This window comes from Streptomyces lancefieldiae (assembly GCF_031845825.1).
Taxonomy (GTDB): domain Bacteria; phylum Actinomycetota; class Actinomycetes; order Streptomycetales; family Streptomycetaceae; genus Streptomyces; species Streptomyces lancefieldiae.
The window spans coordinates 1-15158 of sequence record NZ_JAVRFH010000087.1 but is presented as its reverse complement, the minus strand read 5'-3'; the positions used below and the strand labels follow the sequence as shown (position 1 = coordinate 15158).

Genomic DNA, 15158 nt, shown 5'->3' with positions numbered 1-15158 from the left:
GACCTCGACCGCACCCTTCGCCGCGAGTTACGCAGGATCCAGCTCCGCCCCCACCTGGTCGACGGCTGCCTGACCGCCACAGGTCTGGCTCTCACCCCACCGACCTCGCCGTGAAAACCTCAGTAACTCAGGGCTCAAGGGAAGCGCCGGTGCCCGACCAGCGGGGCTGAAGACCCGGCCTCCATCCACGGCGTCTCGAACGGGTCCGTGTCGTGCAGCTCGGGAACGGGCCCGCGTACCAGCCGCCCTTGAGGTCCTCGGGCGCGTCACTGCCCACGAACCGCAGCGCCTGCCCGTCCTCGGTCACCTCGTAGACCTCGGTCCACTGCGGGAGGGTCTCGGTCGCCTCCATGGTGATGGCGAGCCGGTCCCCGGCCTGAGCGGGATACCACGAAGCGCGGGTCACAAGGGATGGGCGGGTAGGCGGCTTTCGCTGACCGGTGGAGGGGGTTGGTGATGACCAGAGTGAAGCCGTCTCCGGCCGCGCCGGGGCCGTTGGAGCAGTTCGCGGCGCACTTCGATGAGCTCTTCACCCACCTCGAGCAGCGACGGGGTGGCCCTCCGCCTCAACCGCGACGGCTCCACCAAGGTCGCGACTCATCGGGCAGGTTGCCGCGATCGAAGATGGCTTCGGTGGGCACAGTCGCGGGAATCATGTGGCCTCCACAGGGCGCTGTCACATTATCGGGTGCGTGGGTCTGTGGCGGCGCGTCGGGGCGTGGGGAGGGGCCGGGTTCCGGGCCGGTGCTCAGGCCTCGGCGGGCTGGCCGGCGGCGCGGGTGATCTGGTCCCAGATGGCGAAGCGGATGGTCATCTCGGCTCGGTAGCCGGGGGCGGTCATCAGGTGGCGGCGGGGTGGGAAGTGGGGTGAGATGCCGCTGCATACGGCCGGGAACCGCTGGGTTCCGCCGACGCTGCGGAAGCCTTTCATGGCGCGTTCGCGCTGCCGGGTGGGCTGGTGGCTGTTCTCGGCCCGATTGTTCAGGCCCTTGTGCGAGCGGTGCTCGACCGAGGGCATGACCTCGCGGTGGGCGGCGCCGTAGGAGCGCAGCTTGTCGGTGACGATCACCCGGGGCACCGTGCGGGTCGTCTTCAGCAGGCGACGGAAGAAACGCCGGGCCGCGGCCTTGTCCCGCCGGTTGTGCACAAGGATGTCAAGGACGGCGCCGTCGGCGTCCACGGCCCGCCACAGGTACTTCAACTCACCGTTGATCCTCACGAAGACCTCGTCCAGGTGCCACTTGGCGCCCGGCCGGGGCCGCCGGCGGCGCAGGCCGTTCGCGTAGATCTGCCCGAACTTCGCGCACCAGCGCCGGACCGTCTCGTGGGAGACGAGCACGCCGCGCTCGAGCATCAGCTCCTCGACCTCGCGGAAGCTGAGCGGGAAACGGAAGTACAGCCACACGCAGTGCGCGATCACCTCGACCGGGTACCGGTGCCCCTTGTACGACGGCGACGCGGACGACACGAGCGAACCCCTCCCCGGCACAACCAACTACACGATCATCCCAGGCCGGTCAGCCAACGAGACAACGCCCTACAGCCTGCTGCTACTCGCCTTCACACCGTGGATGGAGCGCCTGAGCGCCCGACACCGTTCACGCTGAGCCCCGCACCGCCCGCGCCTACGGAGGCGTCGGGCCCGCGCGCTGAGCAGGGGGCTCGCCCGGCACGGCGTGCCTGCTCTTACGCGTAGGCGTCAGCGAACTGCGGAGGTACCGCCGACGCCTCTTGCCCCTGATTCTTTTGGCCGCCATCGCGAACGAAGCGCACGGCGCGTGTCGTGCCGTGATTGGGCCAGTAACTGTCGCCACGGGACAAGACGTCGATTCCTCAGGGCCTGTGGCGTGTTGTGCAGGACGAGCCTTGCTGAGCAGACGGTGTCCGAGGAGCTGGGGAGCAGCCTCGTCAACCACCGCCGGCTCGCCAAGTGAAACGACGGTCCAAGGTCCTTTAGACGTGGGCCCGGAGGGTCTCGTCGAGCCAGTCGTACATGTGCTGGTGGAGGGTGGAGCGGCCGCCGTAGCTGCAGTGTTCACCGGCTCCTTCCGTCTCGGGGAGGGTGATCAGGGTGCTTGGGCCTTTGAGGGCTTGGTGCATGCGGAGTGGTTCGCCGTTGAAGGCGAAGTCGTTGTCCGGGTCGAAGATGAGGGCCTGGGTGGTGATCTGCTGAGCGACACCCTCAAGGGTGTAGGAGCGGGAGCGGCGCACGTAATCGGGCATGGAGTCGGCGCCGAAGGTCCAGACGCCGTTGCGCAGAGCCCAGCGCAGGGATGTGCTGTGTGTCAGAGCCAGCGGCAGGGCCTGCTCGACTTCTTCGTCACGGCCGTCCAGGGCCCATTGCAGCAGCCACGACGGGACCAGCCGGGTGGTGGCGTCGTAGTAGCTGTAGATGCCGCCGTCCAATACAAGGGCCGCAGCACGGTGCTCGAAGGCGGCGGCACGGGCTATCAAGTGGCCGCCGAAGCTGTATCCGTGCAGCGTGATGCGGTCGGGCTCGATCTCCGGTCGGGTGAGGGCGTAGTCGACGACAGGGGTGAGGACAGCTTCCCAGTCGGGGCGGAAGAACAGGCGCTGCTCGCGCAGGGCGGCGCCCTGCCCGGGGCCGTCGTAGGCGAGGCAGTTATAGCCGCGGCGCAGGGCCGCCGCTGCGACGGCGAAGTAGGACTCTTCCAGGATCGAGTCGAATCCGCTGGTGAAGATGACGGTTGGACGCGGGGTTCCGGAGTCGTCGACCAGGAAGAGGTAGCCGGGCAGGGTCGTGTTCTCGTAAGGGATCGAGACCGGCTCGACCGGGGTGTCCAGGTGGGCGGCGGCCGTGGCGAACGTGCTGCGTGCCAGGCGCGAGAGCTCCTTGGCCCGGTCATCGTCGAAGGGGTTGTCGCGGAGGTAGAACTCAGCGGTGCGGTAGTAGTTCGAGGCCCTCAAGAGGGCTTCGCGAGCGCTCACTCGGTGGCCGGCGGCGAGCGCCTTCTCGCCCAGAGCGTGGACCCGGGCGGCGGTGGCGCGCCACTGCTGGTACCAGGCGTCCTCATCACCGTCGGGGATGGCACGAGTAGTGACGATGACTTCTCCGAGATCGGCGCCGCCATAGGGGGCGAAGCAGGCGGTGCGCAGGGTCTCGAAAGCGAAGGACTCGTCGTCGAAGAGAAACTCCATGGTTGTCCTATCCATTGTCGAGACGGATCGGTTCCGTCTCGCTCTTGATAAGACCGTACGCCCCCATCACCCGAGACGCAACCGTTCCGTCTTGGGTATGCTTTCGGCCATGAGTCGATCAGCCCCAGCCCGCCCTCCGGGCGGCCCGGTCCTGCAGGACACCGTCACCGACGCACTCCGTACCGCCTTCTTCGAGGAGCTCGCCGAAGTCGGCTACGGGAAAATGTCCTTGGAAGCCGTCGCCCGCCGCGCCGGCACCGGCAAGGCGGCCATCTACCGGCGCTGGTCGTCCAAGGAGGCCATGACCGTCGACCTCCTCGTCCAGGTCTCGGTGACCGCCGCCGACACCCCCGACACCGGCAGCCTGCGCGGCGACGTACTGGCTTACCTCACCAAGACCGAACAGGCATTGCGTCATCCGCTGGTCTCCCGCATCCTGCCCGACCTGCTCGCCGCTCGTGCATACCACCCGGGCATCGCCGCCACGTTGGGCGAACGCATCGGCGAAGAGCGCCGCGAAAAGGTCGGTACGATCCTGCGCCGGGCCGTCGAACGCGGCGAGCTGCCCGCCGACACCGACCTGGACCTCGGCCTCGACTTCCTGGCGGGCCCGCTGTACTGGGCCACCGCAGTCCGGCAGGCCCCCACCGAACCGGGCCTCCTTGACCGTATGACCGACAAGGTCATTGCCGCCCTCGCTGCATAGCCGAACCGATTCCCATCAGCGGAATAGCTGCCCGGTTAAGATCCGTGGTCACTTGACCGGGTCCGGTGTCCACTTCACGGGGCGAGGGCCGGCCGGGAATTCGCGGTCGACCCTCGCCGTGTCCATGGCAGATGCGTCAGGCGATCAGGCCTGCGCTGGTCAGCCAGATGTGTTCGCAGGTCGCCGACGCCTCCTGAAGCTTCTCGCGGGATTCCTGCGAGGCGTGGTAGAAGGTCCGCTCGATCATCCAGCACAGGGCGCGCGCCATCGCCGAGGCCTGGTCCGATGCGGCGCCGGCCTGGACGCCGGCGCGCTCCAGGACGGCAGTGATGGCCGCGATGAACAAGTCGGCCGTGTGCTTCCACAGCTCGCCGATCTCCGGCACGGTCAACGACAGGTCGATGGCCGTGCGCATGACCAGGCCGTGCTCGTTCCACAGCTCGACCGTTCGTTCCAGGGCCACTGCGATGGCCTGGCGCGGCTCGTCGGTCCGCGCGGTGGCTTCGGACCGTTTCCACAGGTGCTCGACAGTTCGGGCCACGAGCGCCGTGACCACTTCCTGCTTGGAGCCGAAGTAGAAGTACAGAGCACCCCGGGTGATGCCCGCGCCCTGGGCGATGTCTCCGACGGTCATGGCGTCATAGCCCTGTTGCACCAGCAGGGCCTCGCAGGCGTCGAGGATGGCCCGCTCCCGAACGTCGCCCTTGCGTTCGGTGATACGACGGCTCCGCCCGGGCCGGTCACCGGCCATCAAAGCTGAGCGCCCTCGGCAAAGTCGGTCGTACGCGAGAGCATCTCCCACGCACGGATGTCGTCGTCCACTGCCGTGCGCGCGGTGGTGACCAGTCGCAGCGCGTCCGAGCCCAGGACGAGGTGGGCCGGCGGCTGCTCGACCGACGCGATGTGCACGACCGCTTCCCCGGCCTTGGCCGGATTGCCCAGCTGGTTCCCGCTGGCCTTCTGCCGCGCCTCGCGGATGGGGGTGAACAGCTCGTCGTAGTCGTCGATGGACTGCGCGGTGCGTGTCATGGACCGTCCGGCCCAGTCAGTGCGGAAGGAGCCGGGCTCGATCGCCGTCACGTGGACCCCGAACTGCGCGACCTCCTTGCCCAGCGCCTCCAACATGCCTTCCAGGGCGAACTTGCTGCCGCAGTAGGCGGACATGCCGGGCACCGCCACCAGCCCGCCCATGGAGGTGACGGCCATCAGGTGTCCCCGGCGACGCCGGCGCATGTGGGGCAGCGCCGACCGCAGGGTGGCCGCCGCCCCGAACACGTTGACCTCGAACTGCCGCCGCACCTCGGCCAGCGGGGTTTCCTCGAAGGTCCCCTCCAAGCCGTACCCGGCATTGGCGATGACGACATCCAGCGGGCCGACACTGCTCTCGGCCCCGGCGACCACGCCGGACACGGCGTCATCGTCCCTCACGTCCAGGATCCGGCCGTGAGCGCGCCCTGGCCTGAGCTCTTCGAACGACCGCAAATCCTTCTCGGAACGGACGGTACCGACGACTGTGTGCCCGACTGCCAGGGCGGCCTGGGCGAAAGCGCGCCCCAGGCCCGTGCTGACGCCGGTGATGAGCCAATTCTGCTTCGCCACTGTTCCGCCTCCAGGGAGGTATCGAGGGAGCCAGTCTCCCTCTTCAGCAAAAGTCTGCACGGTGTCGATTTTTATAGTCGCCACGTCGATTCTGGCAGTACCTACGGAAGCGGCCCCTGGCGGCGAGCCTGGCCCACAAACGGGCCTCGACCACCCGACAGAACCTTGACCTGGACGGGGCCGGGGGCGCACACCATCGTGGAGTCCACCGAGACGGCCCAGCTGGGGCACCCGCATGCTCCGCCTGGCTGTGAGTGCGGTGAAGACCCTCCTCCACGCGCCATCGATGGCACCCGCGGCCGAGCGAAACCGCCCAGCCGTATCGACCACGAGCCTTGTTGACAGATGACAGGAAGGGCTGGGTGGGCTGTTCAACGTCGACAGGCGGGCGGACCGGAATGTGGTTCAGCGATCGGCGGCCAGGGTCCGCAGTCGGTCCAAGGTCTCGCGGATGACGTCTTGCAAGTCTTGATCGTCAGCGGCGGTGACCCATCGCGAGAAGGCGACGCGGAACACGGCGATGCTGGTCTCGGCGGCCAGGCCGGCCTCGATGTCGCCGACGCCTCGCCGGCGCAACCTGTCGGCCAGGGCGGCCGACAGGGATGTGAGCTTGATCAACTCTCGTTCGCGGAGATCTGCGTTGGCCATGATCACGGCCTGTCGCTTCCGGGCGAGCTCACGGTCACCGCCCACCATCCGGGCCACGCTGTCGAGTACGGCCGCGACAGAAACCAGCGCCGACGCCGTGGCCGGCACCCCCTCGAGAGCAGCCAGCGACTTCTCTTCCAGCACGGAGGAGGCGTCGAAGAGGACCTCGCGCTTGTCGGCGAAATACCGGAAGAACGTGCGGGCAGTGACGCCCGCCCGCTCGGCTATGTCCGCCACCGTCGTCTGCTCGAAGCCGCGCTCCAGATAGAGCGACAGCGCTGCCTCGCGCAGCCGGTCACCGGCCCCAGGCTTCCACCGTCCCATGCCGAGAGTGTAGGTGATGTCATCTCGTGACACCCCGCTCCACTTGCCGTGATGTCACTCAATGACATCGCGGTGGTAGAGTCATGTCGCTCGATGACATCACTTAGTGGAGGCCCTGATGAAGCGCATTCAGTACCACCAGTACGGCGGTCCCGAAGTCATGCGTCTGGAAGATTTCGAGCCCGCTCGTCCTGGCTCCGGCGAGGTCCTGGTACGCGTGCGGGCAGCCGCGGCCAATCCGATGGACTGGGGTATCCGCAGCGGCGCCATGAAGATGGTTACGGGGCGGAAGTTCCCGCGCGCACTGGGCTACGACTTCGCGGGCATCGTCGAGGCGGTCGGCAAGGACGTCACGCGGCTCGCCGTCGGCGACGAAGTGCTGGGCGGGGCGTCCATCAAGGCATCGGGGGCTTTCGCCGAGATGGTCCTCGCCGAGGAGCGGGGCGTCGTGAACAAGCCCGCGAACCTCTCCTTCGAGGAGGCCGCCGCCATCCCGACCGTTGGCCTCACCGCACTCCAGGCCGTGGTCAAGAAGGGAAAGCTGCAGCGCGGCCAATCGGTCTTCATCAGCGGCTGCCTCGGTGGAGTCGGCCGAGCCGGCGCCCAGATCGCGCTGGCGCACGGCGCCTCGGTGGGAGGCAGCTGCCGAGCCACCGCCACGCAGGACGCGCGCGACCTCGGCCTCGACCCGATTGTCGAGTTCGGCTTCGACCCGACGGGGCTCAGCGGGCGATTCGACCTCGTCCTCGACACCGCAGACACGCTGCCGACTGATGCCGCCAAGAAGATGCTGAAGCCGGGCGGACGCATCGTCAGCATCCACCCCACACCCGCGAACATGGCGAAGAGCGCACTGCCGGGCCCGTACAACGTCTTGATCACCAGGCCCGTCACAGCGGATCTCGAGGAGGTCGCACGCGCCGCCGGACGCGGCACCCTGCGGGTGCCGATCGCTCGCACGGTGCCGCTCACCGATGCCATCAAGGCGCTGACCGAGCTTGAGCGCGAGGGCACACCCAAGGGCGGCAAGCTCGTCATCACGACCGGCTGACCCTCACATCCGCCCGGCCCTCGCCTCTCGATCAGAGGAACTCTTCGAATGACTGCACAGATATGGGTGCTCGGCGGCACCGGGCGCAGCGCCCGTACCATCGCAGCGCAGCTGGCCCGGCTCGGCCTGACAGCCGTCCTCGTCGGCCGGGACGCGAATCGCCTGCACGCCACAGCACAGCAGACCGGCAGCGAGACCCTGCCGGTCCCATCCCTTACGGCCGCTGCCGCGGAGATCCGGCAGCGACACCCCGCCGTGGTCATCAACACGGTTGGACCGTTCACCACGACGGCCCCGGGGGTCGTCGACGCCTGCCGCGCCGTCGGCAGCCACTACATCGACCTGGCGAACGATGTCGCGGCGCTCTCCGCCGCGTACGAGATGCACGACGCGGCCGTCCAGGCGGGGCATACGGTGATCACGGGTGCCGGGTTCGGCGTGACCGCCACCGAGAGCGTCGTGGTGAAGCTTTGCGAGGGACGGCCCGCTCCCCTGCGGGTCCGGGTCGACATGGTGCCCTCGATCGCGATGGAGGAAGGCACCGCTGGTGAAGCCTTGATCGGCACCCTCTTGGGCAGCCTCCAAGGCCGTCGGATCACCGATGGCCACCTGGCACCCGCCCGGATCTTCAGCGACGCGGAGCGCCTCACACTGCCGGACGGCTCGCAGGTCACCACCGCGAGCATGCCGTCGGGCGAGCTGCTTGCGGCCCACCGAGCGAGCCGGGCCCGCCATGTACTTTCGGCGACCAGCGAAGCGCCCTCCTCCGCCCTGTTCCGGGCGATGATGCCCACCCTGAGCACCCTCATGCGATCGGAACGGCTGCGCTCGTTCACCACACGCCACCTCGCCCGGGTACACGTCAGAGCGAAGGAACGCCCCCGCGATCACTCCTGGGGACACGGCGTCGTGACCTGGAGCGACGGCGAGACCCGAGAGGGCTGGCTGCGCCTGGGCGACGCGCAGGAGTTCACCGGAGCAGTGTCCGCAGAGATCGCCCGGCGGCTGCTGGCCGACAAGGGCCGGCCTGGCGCATACACCCCGGCCGCCCTTTTCGGCCCCACCTTCGCCGAATCGTGCGGCGCCACCTATCTGCTGCCCCAGCCCGGCCGACGGTGACCTGCCGCCGGCCCTGATCGATACGCCGGAATTCGCGGCCGAGGACATCGGCTTCGTCGACTGCGGCGTTTCCGGTGGTGTCTGGGGCCTGGAGAACGGCTGCGCGCGCGGGCGTCATCCGGGCACGGGCCGGACCGTCCGACGTGGGCGGCCCCCGGCGCAGCTCCCACGATCACCCGTGTAACGACCGATACGCTGCCAGCGCCCCGGGGTGCAGGGGCACACCGCCCGTGCCGATCAAGCTGCGGACGTCGAGGAACTGGGTGCCCACCGCGCTGCCGGGACTAGGGCGCGTATTCGGTTGTGATCAACAGATGGTCCGGGTGAGGTCCTTGAGCCAGATCATCGAGGCGCGCAGGTAGATTCCGGCGAGGTAGCTCGCGGGTGTCTTGTCGTATCGGGTGGCGATGCCTCGCCATGCCTTGAGCTTGTCGATCAGGCGTTCGACGGTGTTCCGGTCCTTGTAGAGGTCGGCGTCGTGGCTGACGGGCCGGCCTCCTGCGGAGCCCTTCTTCTTCCGGTTGGCGGTCTGGTCCTTCTTCTCCGGGATAACCGCCTCGATGCGGCGTTTGCGCAGGTGGGCGCGGTTGCCGCGGGACGAGTAAGCCTTGTCCCCGGCGACTGCACTCGACACGACAACAACTACCCTGGCCCAAGCCGCATAGCCCGTGTCCAAGATTCCGGGTCAAGGCCCAGCCGCCGCTGCACCCAAGCACTGGACGCACGCGACCCCAAGGCCCTGCTGAACGCACTGCGTAACCTGCGAGCGGCCGCCTTCTGCGCCGAGTCCGTCAACGCCGCGATCGACGGAATCCTGCGTGAAGGCGGCTATCGGGGCACCTCCCGCCCGGCCGCTACGGGCTCCACGGCCGTCTGTGACCACACAGGCCAGGAGCCGGCTCCTGGAAGCTCGTAACAGCTCGCGATGCGGTCGGTCTCGGCAGACCTTTCAGCTGGAGTCCCTGGCCGCTGCCCACGTACGACCGGCGCTCGGATCCCGGGTCTCGAGCGCCGGGCAGGGCGTTCACATGTCTCTGCGGGAGATCGCCTCCCGACTCGTCATCCGCACCGGCAAGAAACGCGGCCAACACCTCTCACTCGCCACCGTCATGCGGATGCTCCGCGAGTACGACGCACAGACTGCCAGGACCCCCAGTGGAACCCGCATGCTGACCTGCGGCTCAGTCCTTAGCGTTGTTTTTTCGGCGAGAACTACTGGGACCCCTGATCCTCGTTCTCACAACCTCTCGCAAAACAGCTTTCGCATAATGCCCCTTGCGATAGGTTTTGCGACATGCCCCAGCCCGCCGAACCGGCCGCCGCCGTCGAACAGTTCGACTGTCCGACCTGTGCGGTGCCCGCCGGAAGCACCTGCCGCACTCGCGGCGGCAAGGTCGCCCCGAAGTACCACACCCCGCGCTTCATGCTCGTGCCCCAGCTCCGCGCCGAGCTGGAGGTGAAGACTCCCGCCGACCGCGGCCCCGGCCGCGCGTGGGAGATGGGCCCGGCGATCGACGCCGCGGTACCCGAGGCCCAGGCGAAGCCCACGAGGGTGGGGTATGCCCGTTGCAGTACCGCCCAGCAGGAGCTTCAGAGCCAGCTCGACGCCCTGGCGGAAGCCGGGTGCGATCCGGTCTTCTCCGAGAAGATCAGCACCCGTGTCAAGGTGCGGCCGGAGTTCGTCAAGGCGATGGACTTCGCCCGCACCATCAAGAAGGCCGTCCCGCACCAGCGAGTCATCTTCACCGTCCATGAGATGAAGCGCCTGGGACGCGGCGCCGCCGAACTCCTGGCCATCGCCGAGGACCTGCGCCACCACGCTATCCAGCTCGAACTCCTCAGCGGCCCCCTCCAAGGGGTCTACGACCCGTCCGGGCACGGCGCCGCCCTCTTCGCGTTCTTCGCCGGCATGGCCGAGTCCGAGCGCGAATACATCCGGGAGAAGTCCCTCGAAGGCCAGGCATCCGCCCGCGAGCGTGGCCGGCACGGCGGGCGGCCCAAGGTCGTCGACGACGACATGGCCGACTACGCCCGCACTCTGCGGGCCAACGGTGTACCCGTACCGCAGATCGCGCAGAAGCTGGTAATCACCTCGGGCAAGAACAAAGGCCAGCGACCCTCGGTCGCCACCGTCTACCGCATCCTCGCCGACACCGACGAGGCCGAAGGCGCCACCTGATCCCAGGGCTTCAAGATCAACTCATTGCCCCTTTGACCCGTATCTCGGCGATACCCCTTAGGGAGGTTGATGTCACGGCCGCGCTGAGGATGGCGGCGTGGTCGAACGCGAGTCGTTCCGGCAGATCGTCCAGGGGTCACCAGCCGGCGGTGCGGGCGTCGTCCCGGGCGGCGATCTGGGTGTCGGCGGGGACGACGGCCGCGTACGCGACGGTGGCGTACCGGCCGCGCGGGTCGCGGTCGGGCGCGTCCCAGACACCGATTTCCACCCGCTGGGCGCAGGGCTCGACGCGCCGTGACCCGCACTGACACAGATCGTCAACTGATTGATTCTCATGGGTCTGGTCGCTGACACGGTCCTGCGTAGGGTTCCAAGAAGACGGCAGTGCGGCATTTGCACACTCGGTTTGTTGCCGCGCCGAATGTTCAGGCACATCCACGAGAGAAGGAAACACGCCCCTATGCGCGCCCTTGTGGTCGATCACAGCGAGGCCGGACCCGTCCGGTTCGCCGATGTCGATGAGCCCGTACCGTCCACCGGTGAGGCGTTGGTGGAGATACGGCACATCTGTCTCAACTTCGGAGAACTGAATTACGTGCACCAGTGGCCGGCCGGCGCCGTACACGGTCACGACGCGGCCGGCGTCGTGGTGCGCGCCGCATCCGACGGCTCGGGGCCGCCCGAAGGTACGCGCGTCGCAGTGGGAATGGCTCCCCACGCGTGGGCGGAACGGGTGGCAGTCAGCCCCGCCTCTCTCGGCACCGTCCCCGAGGGCGTGGATCTGGCCGACGCCGCCGCGCTGGGGATCGCCGGGGTCACCGCATTGCGGGTGCTGCGCAAGCGTTCCCTGCTGGCGCGCGACGTGCTGATCACCGGCGCCAGCGGGGGCGTGGGGCACTTCGCCGTCCAGCTGGCGGCGCTGGCGGGCGCCCGGGTGACGGCACTCGTCGGTTCGCCGGAGCGGGCCGCCGGGCTCCGTGAACTCGGCGCCGACAGGGTCCTGACCGACTTGGCCGAGACCGGGGACCGGTTCGACCTCGTCCTGGACACGGTCGGCGGGCCACTGGTGGCCCAGGCGTGGAGTTCCCTCGCCGAGGGCGGCAGCATCCACCTGGTCGGTTACTCCTCGGGGCAGGAAACCACGTTCCCGTCAGGGGCCTTGTTCGGCTTCGGCGAGCCCCGCAGCATCGCCACCTATGGCGACATGACGCCGACCGGCGGGGAGCTGACGGACCTGCTGGGCCTCATGGCCGCCGGGAGGCTCTCGGCACCGGTCGGACTTCGAGGCGACTGGCAGGACGTGGGCGACGCCGTCCAGGCGCTGTTCGCGCGAAAGGTGCACGGAAAAATCGTTCTAGACGTGGCCTGAAGCTGTAAACGAGGACACATGCGTCGTCGGCCGATCGGCCGACGGCGGCGGTTCGCGGCGGTGGACGAGAATGGACCCCATGGATGTGCTGGCGGAGGTCTTGCGTGTTTCGGGTGCGCGTGGGGCGCTCGGGGTCATGCTGAAGGCCGGAGGAACCTGGGGCCTGTGGCTGGACTCCTATCCGGGAGCGGCACTGCATGTGGTGTCCCGCGGCACTATGTGGCTCCACGTCACAGGCGAGAAGCCTCTTCAGGTGCAGGCCGGAGACGCCGTCCTGGTGTCGCCGGGCACCGCACACGGGATAGCCGGCGGCGCCGGCGTGACGATGGGTTCCTGCGACCGGGAAGAGGCGGCCCGAGCTTTTGGCGATGGCCGGGCCATGCGTCTGGGCTCGGCGCCGGTGCAGACGGAAGTGATCGTCCTGCACTATGAGCAGGACCCGGAGGTGCGCACACCGGTGCTTACCTCCCTCGCTCGGCCGATGCACGTCACAGCCCGGGAGAACGCGCAGCTCAGAAGGACCGTCGAACTTCTCGCTGCCGAGCTCGCACAGCCGCAGATCGGCACCACCGCCGCCATCAACAGCATCGTCGACCTTCTGCTCGTCCAGTTCGTACGCGCCTGGCTGGCCCGCCACCCGCAGGAGCAGTCCGGCTCATGGCTGGGAGCGATGCGTGATCCGGTCGTGCGCGACGCTCTGGCATGTGTCCACGCCCAACCGGGACTCCCCTGGACCACGGAGACCCTGGCCGCCGCGACGAGCGTCTCCCGGGCGACGCTGTCCAGGCGTTTCCGGTCCGCCCTCGGACAGACGCCGGGCGCGTACGTGACGCAGTGGCGCATCGACCTGGCGTCCGTCCGGCTCCGCGATACCGATGAGCCGGTCGAGTCGATCTCCGGTGCGGTCGGATACGGCTCTCCGCACGCTTTCAGCCGTGCCTTCAGACGTGCCCGAGGCACTGCCCCGGGCGAGTACCGTTCTCGACTTCGCAAGTGATCCGGGCTCGGGAGACGTCAGCACCAGTCGGGTGCCGTCTCCCGGGTGCCAGACGGGCTCATGGCCGCGTGAACTCGGCTGGACGCGCTTTGAGGCATTCGATCAATCGGCCGCCGGATCGAGCCGGGCATCGTCTCTGTTCCGGTGGGGCTGTCGAGGGCGGATCTCGATTGTGGCGCCGCAGCAGTGTGTTTGGCGGCCCGCCGGCGGGGGTCGTCACTCAGGATCTGTGCTGGGATCCCGTGGTGCGGGCGATGAATTCTGCACGACCCTCCCCGACGGGATGCTGCCATGCCCCGCCCGCGCTGCGCTCGGCGGCAAGACAGCGCAGCTGGAGAAGGCCAAGACTCAGGAAGTAGCGATCGGCCAGGGAGACTTTCCCTGGCTGAACTTGTCGTGCACTCATCCATTCCATCAACATGGCGGCCGAGTGACGGGCCATCCAGGGACGGGAAAGGTCTGCTTCAGACTCCAGCCCCAAGGTCGCGCGGTGCCACATCTGATCGACGGCTGTCCGTACCTCTTTACGCAGGTCACGAAGCTCTTCCTGGCTCGTCCCCAGAAGCAGTTTGAAACGCTCCTCGGGAGAGGTCTCCTCATAACGGCCCATCTGGGCTGAGTGCGAGATGGCCGCGTACTCCCATACCGCAAAGACGTCCTCGTCGTACAGGGTGCAGTCGAAGGCCAGCGCTGCTGAAAGGTCGGCCATGAACGCGTGATCGTCCTCGGGCAAGCGCAACATGTTCAGCCCCACGAGGACGCCGATAAGTCGCTCGTCGACCTCTCGCTGCGGAGCACCAGCAAGGTCCGGAAGACGTCGCAGGTTGCTCCTCATCTGGCGCACCACTTGTCCGCCCTTGGCCAGCTCGGTCCGGGCCTCAGCTTCGGCCGCCTCATACTCTTGCCCGAGAACTGACTCCCACCCTTCAGGAACACCTGCCGCGGCCCGTGCGACCACCCTTTCATGACGGAGGCGGCCGTTGAAGTACGCGGCCGCAATCGCGAGCTTGAGCGCTGCTTCTGGGACATCGGCGCCGTCGAAGAACGCAAGAAGTGCCAGATCGTCGCCCCTCCGTCCAGGAGTACTGTGCCGGGCGAGCGCACAGACAAGGTCGCCCGTTCCGTCCGGGTAGACCGAGGCGGTACCGTGCCGGCCGCGGTAGACACGCGTCGGTTGCGGCAGCAGGCCGCGCCGACGCCATCGCTCAAGCTGACTCGCGCTGACCGCATAGCCCTGCGCGCGGGCATGCTGCATCAGCTCCTGATCAGCCTTGCTGGGTTCACTTCGAGGCATGCACAAGACGCTACGAAGGACACCACGACAGCCTCCGCACCCACCGCGCGGGGGTCTATCTACCGGCACGCTGTGTTCAGGACGGATTCAACTGATCGTCGCAGCGTCTTGATCGGGAGGTGGAGCGATGGGCTGATCGAAGTACGTAGTGGTGAAGGGCGGCCGCCTACGCGGCGAAAGGCTCTGCAGAACTTCAGCCGAACGATCTTCCCTGCAGGCGATAGGTGAGGCCCGGGGACGCTGTCCCCTTCACCGCCACACCTTCTCCAACACGGACACACCGGTCCACATTCCCGGTCCGTCCGGACCGCACGGCATGGAAGGGGCCTCCGCCCTGGCTCGGGGGGTACAGGGGCGGGGGCCTGATCTGGCATCGAAGGAAACCAGCCGCCCTCTGCGGCGTGACTACTCTTCATCACACGAGTGGTGTCCCTGACAAACAGCTTTCACTCCTCGGGGCAGCACCTTTGCGGCAGTGGGCCGTCACGCCATCGCTAGTAGTGCTTGGTCATGTGCGGTCCGTGGTGGCGTGTCTTCTTGATTGGTCGTGTCGTTGACCGGGTGTGCTGGGTGGGGAGTTGGCTGCGTCCGGTGTGATCTGGAGGACTTCGCGGCGGAGATGTTCGAGCCGTTCGCGCGGGCGGATCAGCGCCGGTGGGGCGGGGTCTATCTGCGGGGTCTGCTGCTGGACGGCGGGCGCAAGTCGGTGGAGC

General features: G+C 68.0%; 15 protein-coding genes and 3 pseudogenes. 8 read left to right on the top strand and 10 right to left on the bottom strand.

Annotated features, from left to right (window positions below; genetic code table 11):
• Positions 1 to 114 (top strand): annotated as a pseudogene (locus RM812_RS43435) (IS630 family transposase); the annotation flags it as partial.
• A gap of 13 nt (positions 115 to 127) precedes the next feature.
• On the opposite strand, the gene RM812_RS38455 reads toward RM812_RS43435, so the two are convergent.
• From RM812_RS38455 to RM812_RS38445, 3 genes are all read right to left on the bottom strand, one after another.
• Entirely contained in the window at positions 128 to 406 is a 279-nt protein-coding gene (locus tag RM812_RS38455) for a hypothetical protein (protein WP_311584980.1), read from the bottom strand.
• A gap of 342 nt (positions 407 to 748) precedes the next feature.
• Positions 749 to 1468 carry an IS6 family transposase gene (locus RM812_RS38450; protein ID WP_311584978.1) on the bottom strand — a complete coding sequence of 240 codons (720 nt, stop codon included), beginning with the start codon at positions 1466 to 1468 and terminating at the stop codon, positions 749 to 751.
• A 485-nt stretch (positions 1469 to 1953) separates the two neighbouring features.
• Positions 1954 to 3159 carry an alpha/beta hydrolase family protein gene (locus tag RM812_RS38445; RefSeq protein ID WP_311584975.1) on the bottom strand — a complete coding sequence of 402 codons (1206 nt, stop codon included), beginning with the start codon at positions 3157 to 3159 and terminating at the stop codon, positions 1954 to 1956.
• 109 nt (positions 3160 to 3268) lie between these two features.
• On the opposite strand from RM812_RS38445, the gene RM812_RS38440 reads away from it, so the two are divergent.
• Positions 3269 to 3865, top strand: coding sequence for a TetR/AcrR family transcriptional regulator (locus RM812_RS38440; protein WP_311584972.1), 597 nt, complete (start codon positions 3269 to 3271; stop codon positions 3863 to 3865).
• A gap of 136 nt (positions 3866 to 4001) precedes the next feature.
• Here the strand turns inward: RM812_RS38440 and RM812_RS38435 are convergent, their stop codons facing one another.
• From RM812_RS38435 to RM812_RS38425, 3 genes are all read right to left on the bottom strand, one after another.
• Entirely contained in the window at positions 4002 to 4616 is a 615-nt protein-coding gene (locus RM812_RS38435) for a TetR/AcrR family transcriptional regulator (protein WP_311584968.1), read from the bottom strand.
• Positions 4616 to 5464 (bottom strand): oxidoreductase, encoded by an 849-nt coding sequence (locus RM812_RS38430; RefSeq protein WP_311584965.1) that lies wholly within the window; start codon positions 5462 to 5464, stop codon positions 4616 to 4618. Before RM812_RS38430 ends, RM812_RS38435 begins: the two co-directional genes overlap by 1 nt.
• 405 nt (positions 5465 to 5869) lie before the next feature.
• Positions 5870 to 6436: a TetR family transcriptional regulator gene (locus RM812_RS38425; RefSeq protein WP_311584962.1), complete on the bottom strand. Its 567-nt coding sequence runs from the start codon at positions 6434 to 6436 to the stop codon at positions 5870 to 5872.
• Positions 6437 to 6554: 118 nt separating this feature from the next.
• Between RM812_RS38425 and RM812_RS38420 the strand changes: the two genes are divergently transcribed.
• Entirely contained in the window at positions 6555 to 7487 is a 933-nt protein-coding gene (locus tag RM812_RS38420; protein WP_311584959.1) for an NADP-dependent oxidoreductase, read from the top strand.
• Between the two features lie 48 nt (positions 7488 to 7535).
• Complete coding sequence (locus RM812_RS38415; protein ID WP_311584956.1) at positions 7536 to 8606, top strand: saccharopine dehydrogenase NADP-binding domain-containing protein; 1071 nt, start codon at positions 7536 to 7538, stop codon at positions 8604 to 8606.
• 172 nt (positions 8607 to 8778) lie between these two features.
• Here RM812_RS38415 and RM812_RS38410 read toward each other — a convergent pair.
• Positions 8779 to 8889 (bottom strand): annotated as a pseudogene (locus RM812_RS38410) (TAXI family TRAP transporter solute-binding subunit); the annotation flags it as partial.
• A gap of 24 nt (positions 8890 to 8913) precedes the next feature.
• Positions 8914 to 9231 (bottom strand): annotated as a pseudogene (locus RM812_RS38405) (transposase); the annotation flags it as partial.
• A 669-nt stretch (positions 9232 to 9900) separates the two neighbouring features.
• Between RM812_RS38405 and RM812_RS38400 the strand changes: the two are divergent.
• Positions 9901 to 10785 carry a recombinase family protein gene (locus RM812_RS38400; RefSeq protein WP_311584953.1) on the top strand — a complete coding sequence of 295 codons (885 nt, stop codon included), beginning with the start codon at positions 9901 to 9903 and terminating at the stop codon, positions 10783 to 10785.
• A 136-nt stretch (positions 10786 to 10921) separates the two neighbouring features.
• On the opposite strand, the gene RM812_RS38395 is transcribed toward RM812_RS38400, so the two are convergent.
• Complete coding sequence (locus RM812_RS38395) at positions 10922 to 11053, bottom strand: NUDIX hydrolase (protein WP_311584950.1); 132 nt, start codon at positions 11051 to 11053, stop codon at positions 10922 to 10924.
• A 192-nt stretch (positions 11054 to 11245) separates the two neighbouring features.
• Here RM812_RS38395 and RM812_RS38390 point away from each other — a divergent pair, with 192 nt between their 5' ends.
• Together RM812_RS38390 and RM812_RS38385 are read left to right on the top strand one after the other, a co-directional pair.
• Positions 11246 to 12154, top strand: a complete 909-nt coding sequence (locus tag RM812_RS38390) for a zinc-binding dehydrogenase (protein ID WP_311584947.1) — start codon at positions 11246 to 11248, stop codon at positions 12152 to 12154.
• A gap of 79 nt (positions 12155 to 12233) precedes the next feature.
• A complete protein-coding gene (locus RM812_RS38385; RefSeq protein ID WP_311584944.1) occupies positions 12234 to 13151 on the top strand; it encodes an AraC family transcriptional regulator in 918 nt (305 codons plus the stop codon).
• A 220-nt stretch (positions 13152 to 13371) separates the two neighbouring features.
• On the opposite strand, the gene RM812_RS38380 is transcribed toward RM812_RS38385, so the two are convergent.
• Positions 13372 to 14445, bottom strand: coding sequence for a hypothetical protein (locus RM812_RS38380; protein WP_311584941.1), 1074 nt, complete (start codon positions 14443 to 14445; stop codon positions 13372 to 13374).
• A 619-nt stretch (positions 14446 to 15064) separates the two neighbouring features.
• Here RM812_RS38380 and RM812_RS38375 point away from each other — a divergent pair.
• Positions 15065 to 15158: transposase (locus tag RM812_RS38375; RefSeq protein WP_311584982.1), on the top strand; the 94-nt coding region annotated here is incomplete at its 3' end.

Coding starts and splice junctions, on each gene's coding strand:
- RM812_RS38445 (WP_311584975.1), bottom strand. CDS start 3,159: ATGGAGTTTCTCTTCGACGACGAGTCCTTCGCTTTCGAGACCCTGCGC.
- RM812_RS38440 (WP_311584972.1), top strand. CDS start 3,269: ATGAGTCGATCAGCCCCAGCCCGCCCTCCGGGCGGCCCGGTCCTGCAG.
- RM812_RS38400 (WP_311584953.1), top strand. CDS start 9,901: ATGCCCCAGCCCGCCGAACCGGCCGCCGCCGTCGAACAGTTCGACTGT.
- RM812_RS38425 (WP_311584962.1), bottom strand. CDS start 6,436: ATGGGACGGTGGAAGCCTGGGGCCGGTGACCGGCTGCGCGAGGCAGCG.
- RM812_RS38415 (WP_311584956.1), top strand. CDS start 7,536: ATGACTGCACAGATATGGGTGCTCGGCGGCACCGGGCGCAGCGCCCGT.
- RM812_RS38390 (WP_311584947.1), top strand. CDS start 11,246: ATGCGCGCCCTTGTGGTCGATCACAGCGAGGCCGGACCCGTCCGGTTC.
- RM812_RS38420 (WP_311584959.1), top strand. CDS start 6,555: ATGAAGCGCATTCAGTACCACCAGTACGGCGGTCCCGAAGTCATGCGT.
- RM812_RS38385 (WP_311584944.1), top strand. CDS start 12,234: ATGGATGTGCTGGCGGAGGTCTTGCGTGTTTCGGGTGCGCGTGGGGCG.
- RM812_RS38380 (WP_311584941.1), bottom strand. CDS start 14,445: ATGCCTCGAAGTGAACCCAGCAAGGCTGATCAGGAGCTGATGCAGCAT.
- RM812_RS38435 (WP_311584968.1), bottom strand. CDS start 4,616: ATGGCCGGTGACCGGCCCGGGCGGAGCCGTCGTATCACCGAACGCAAG.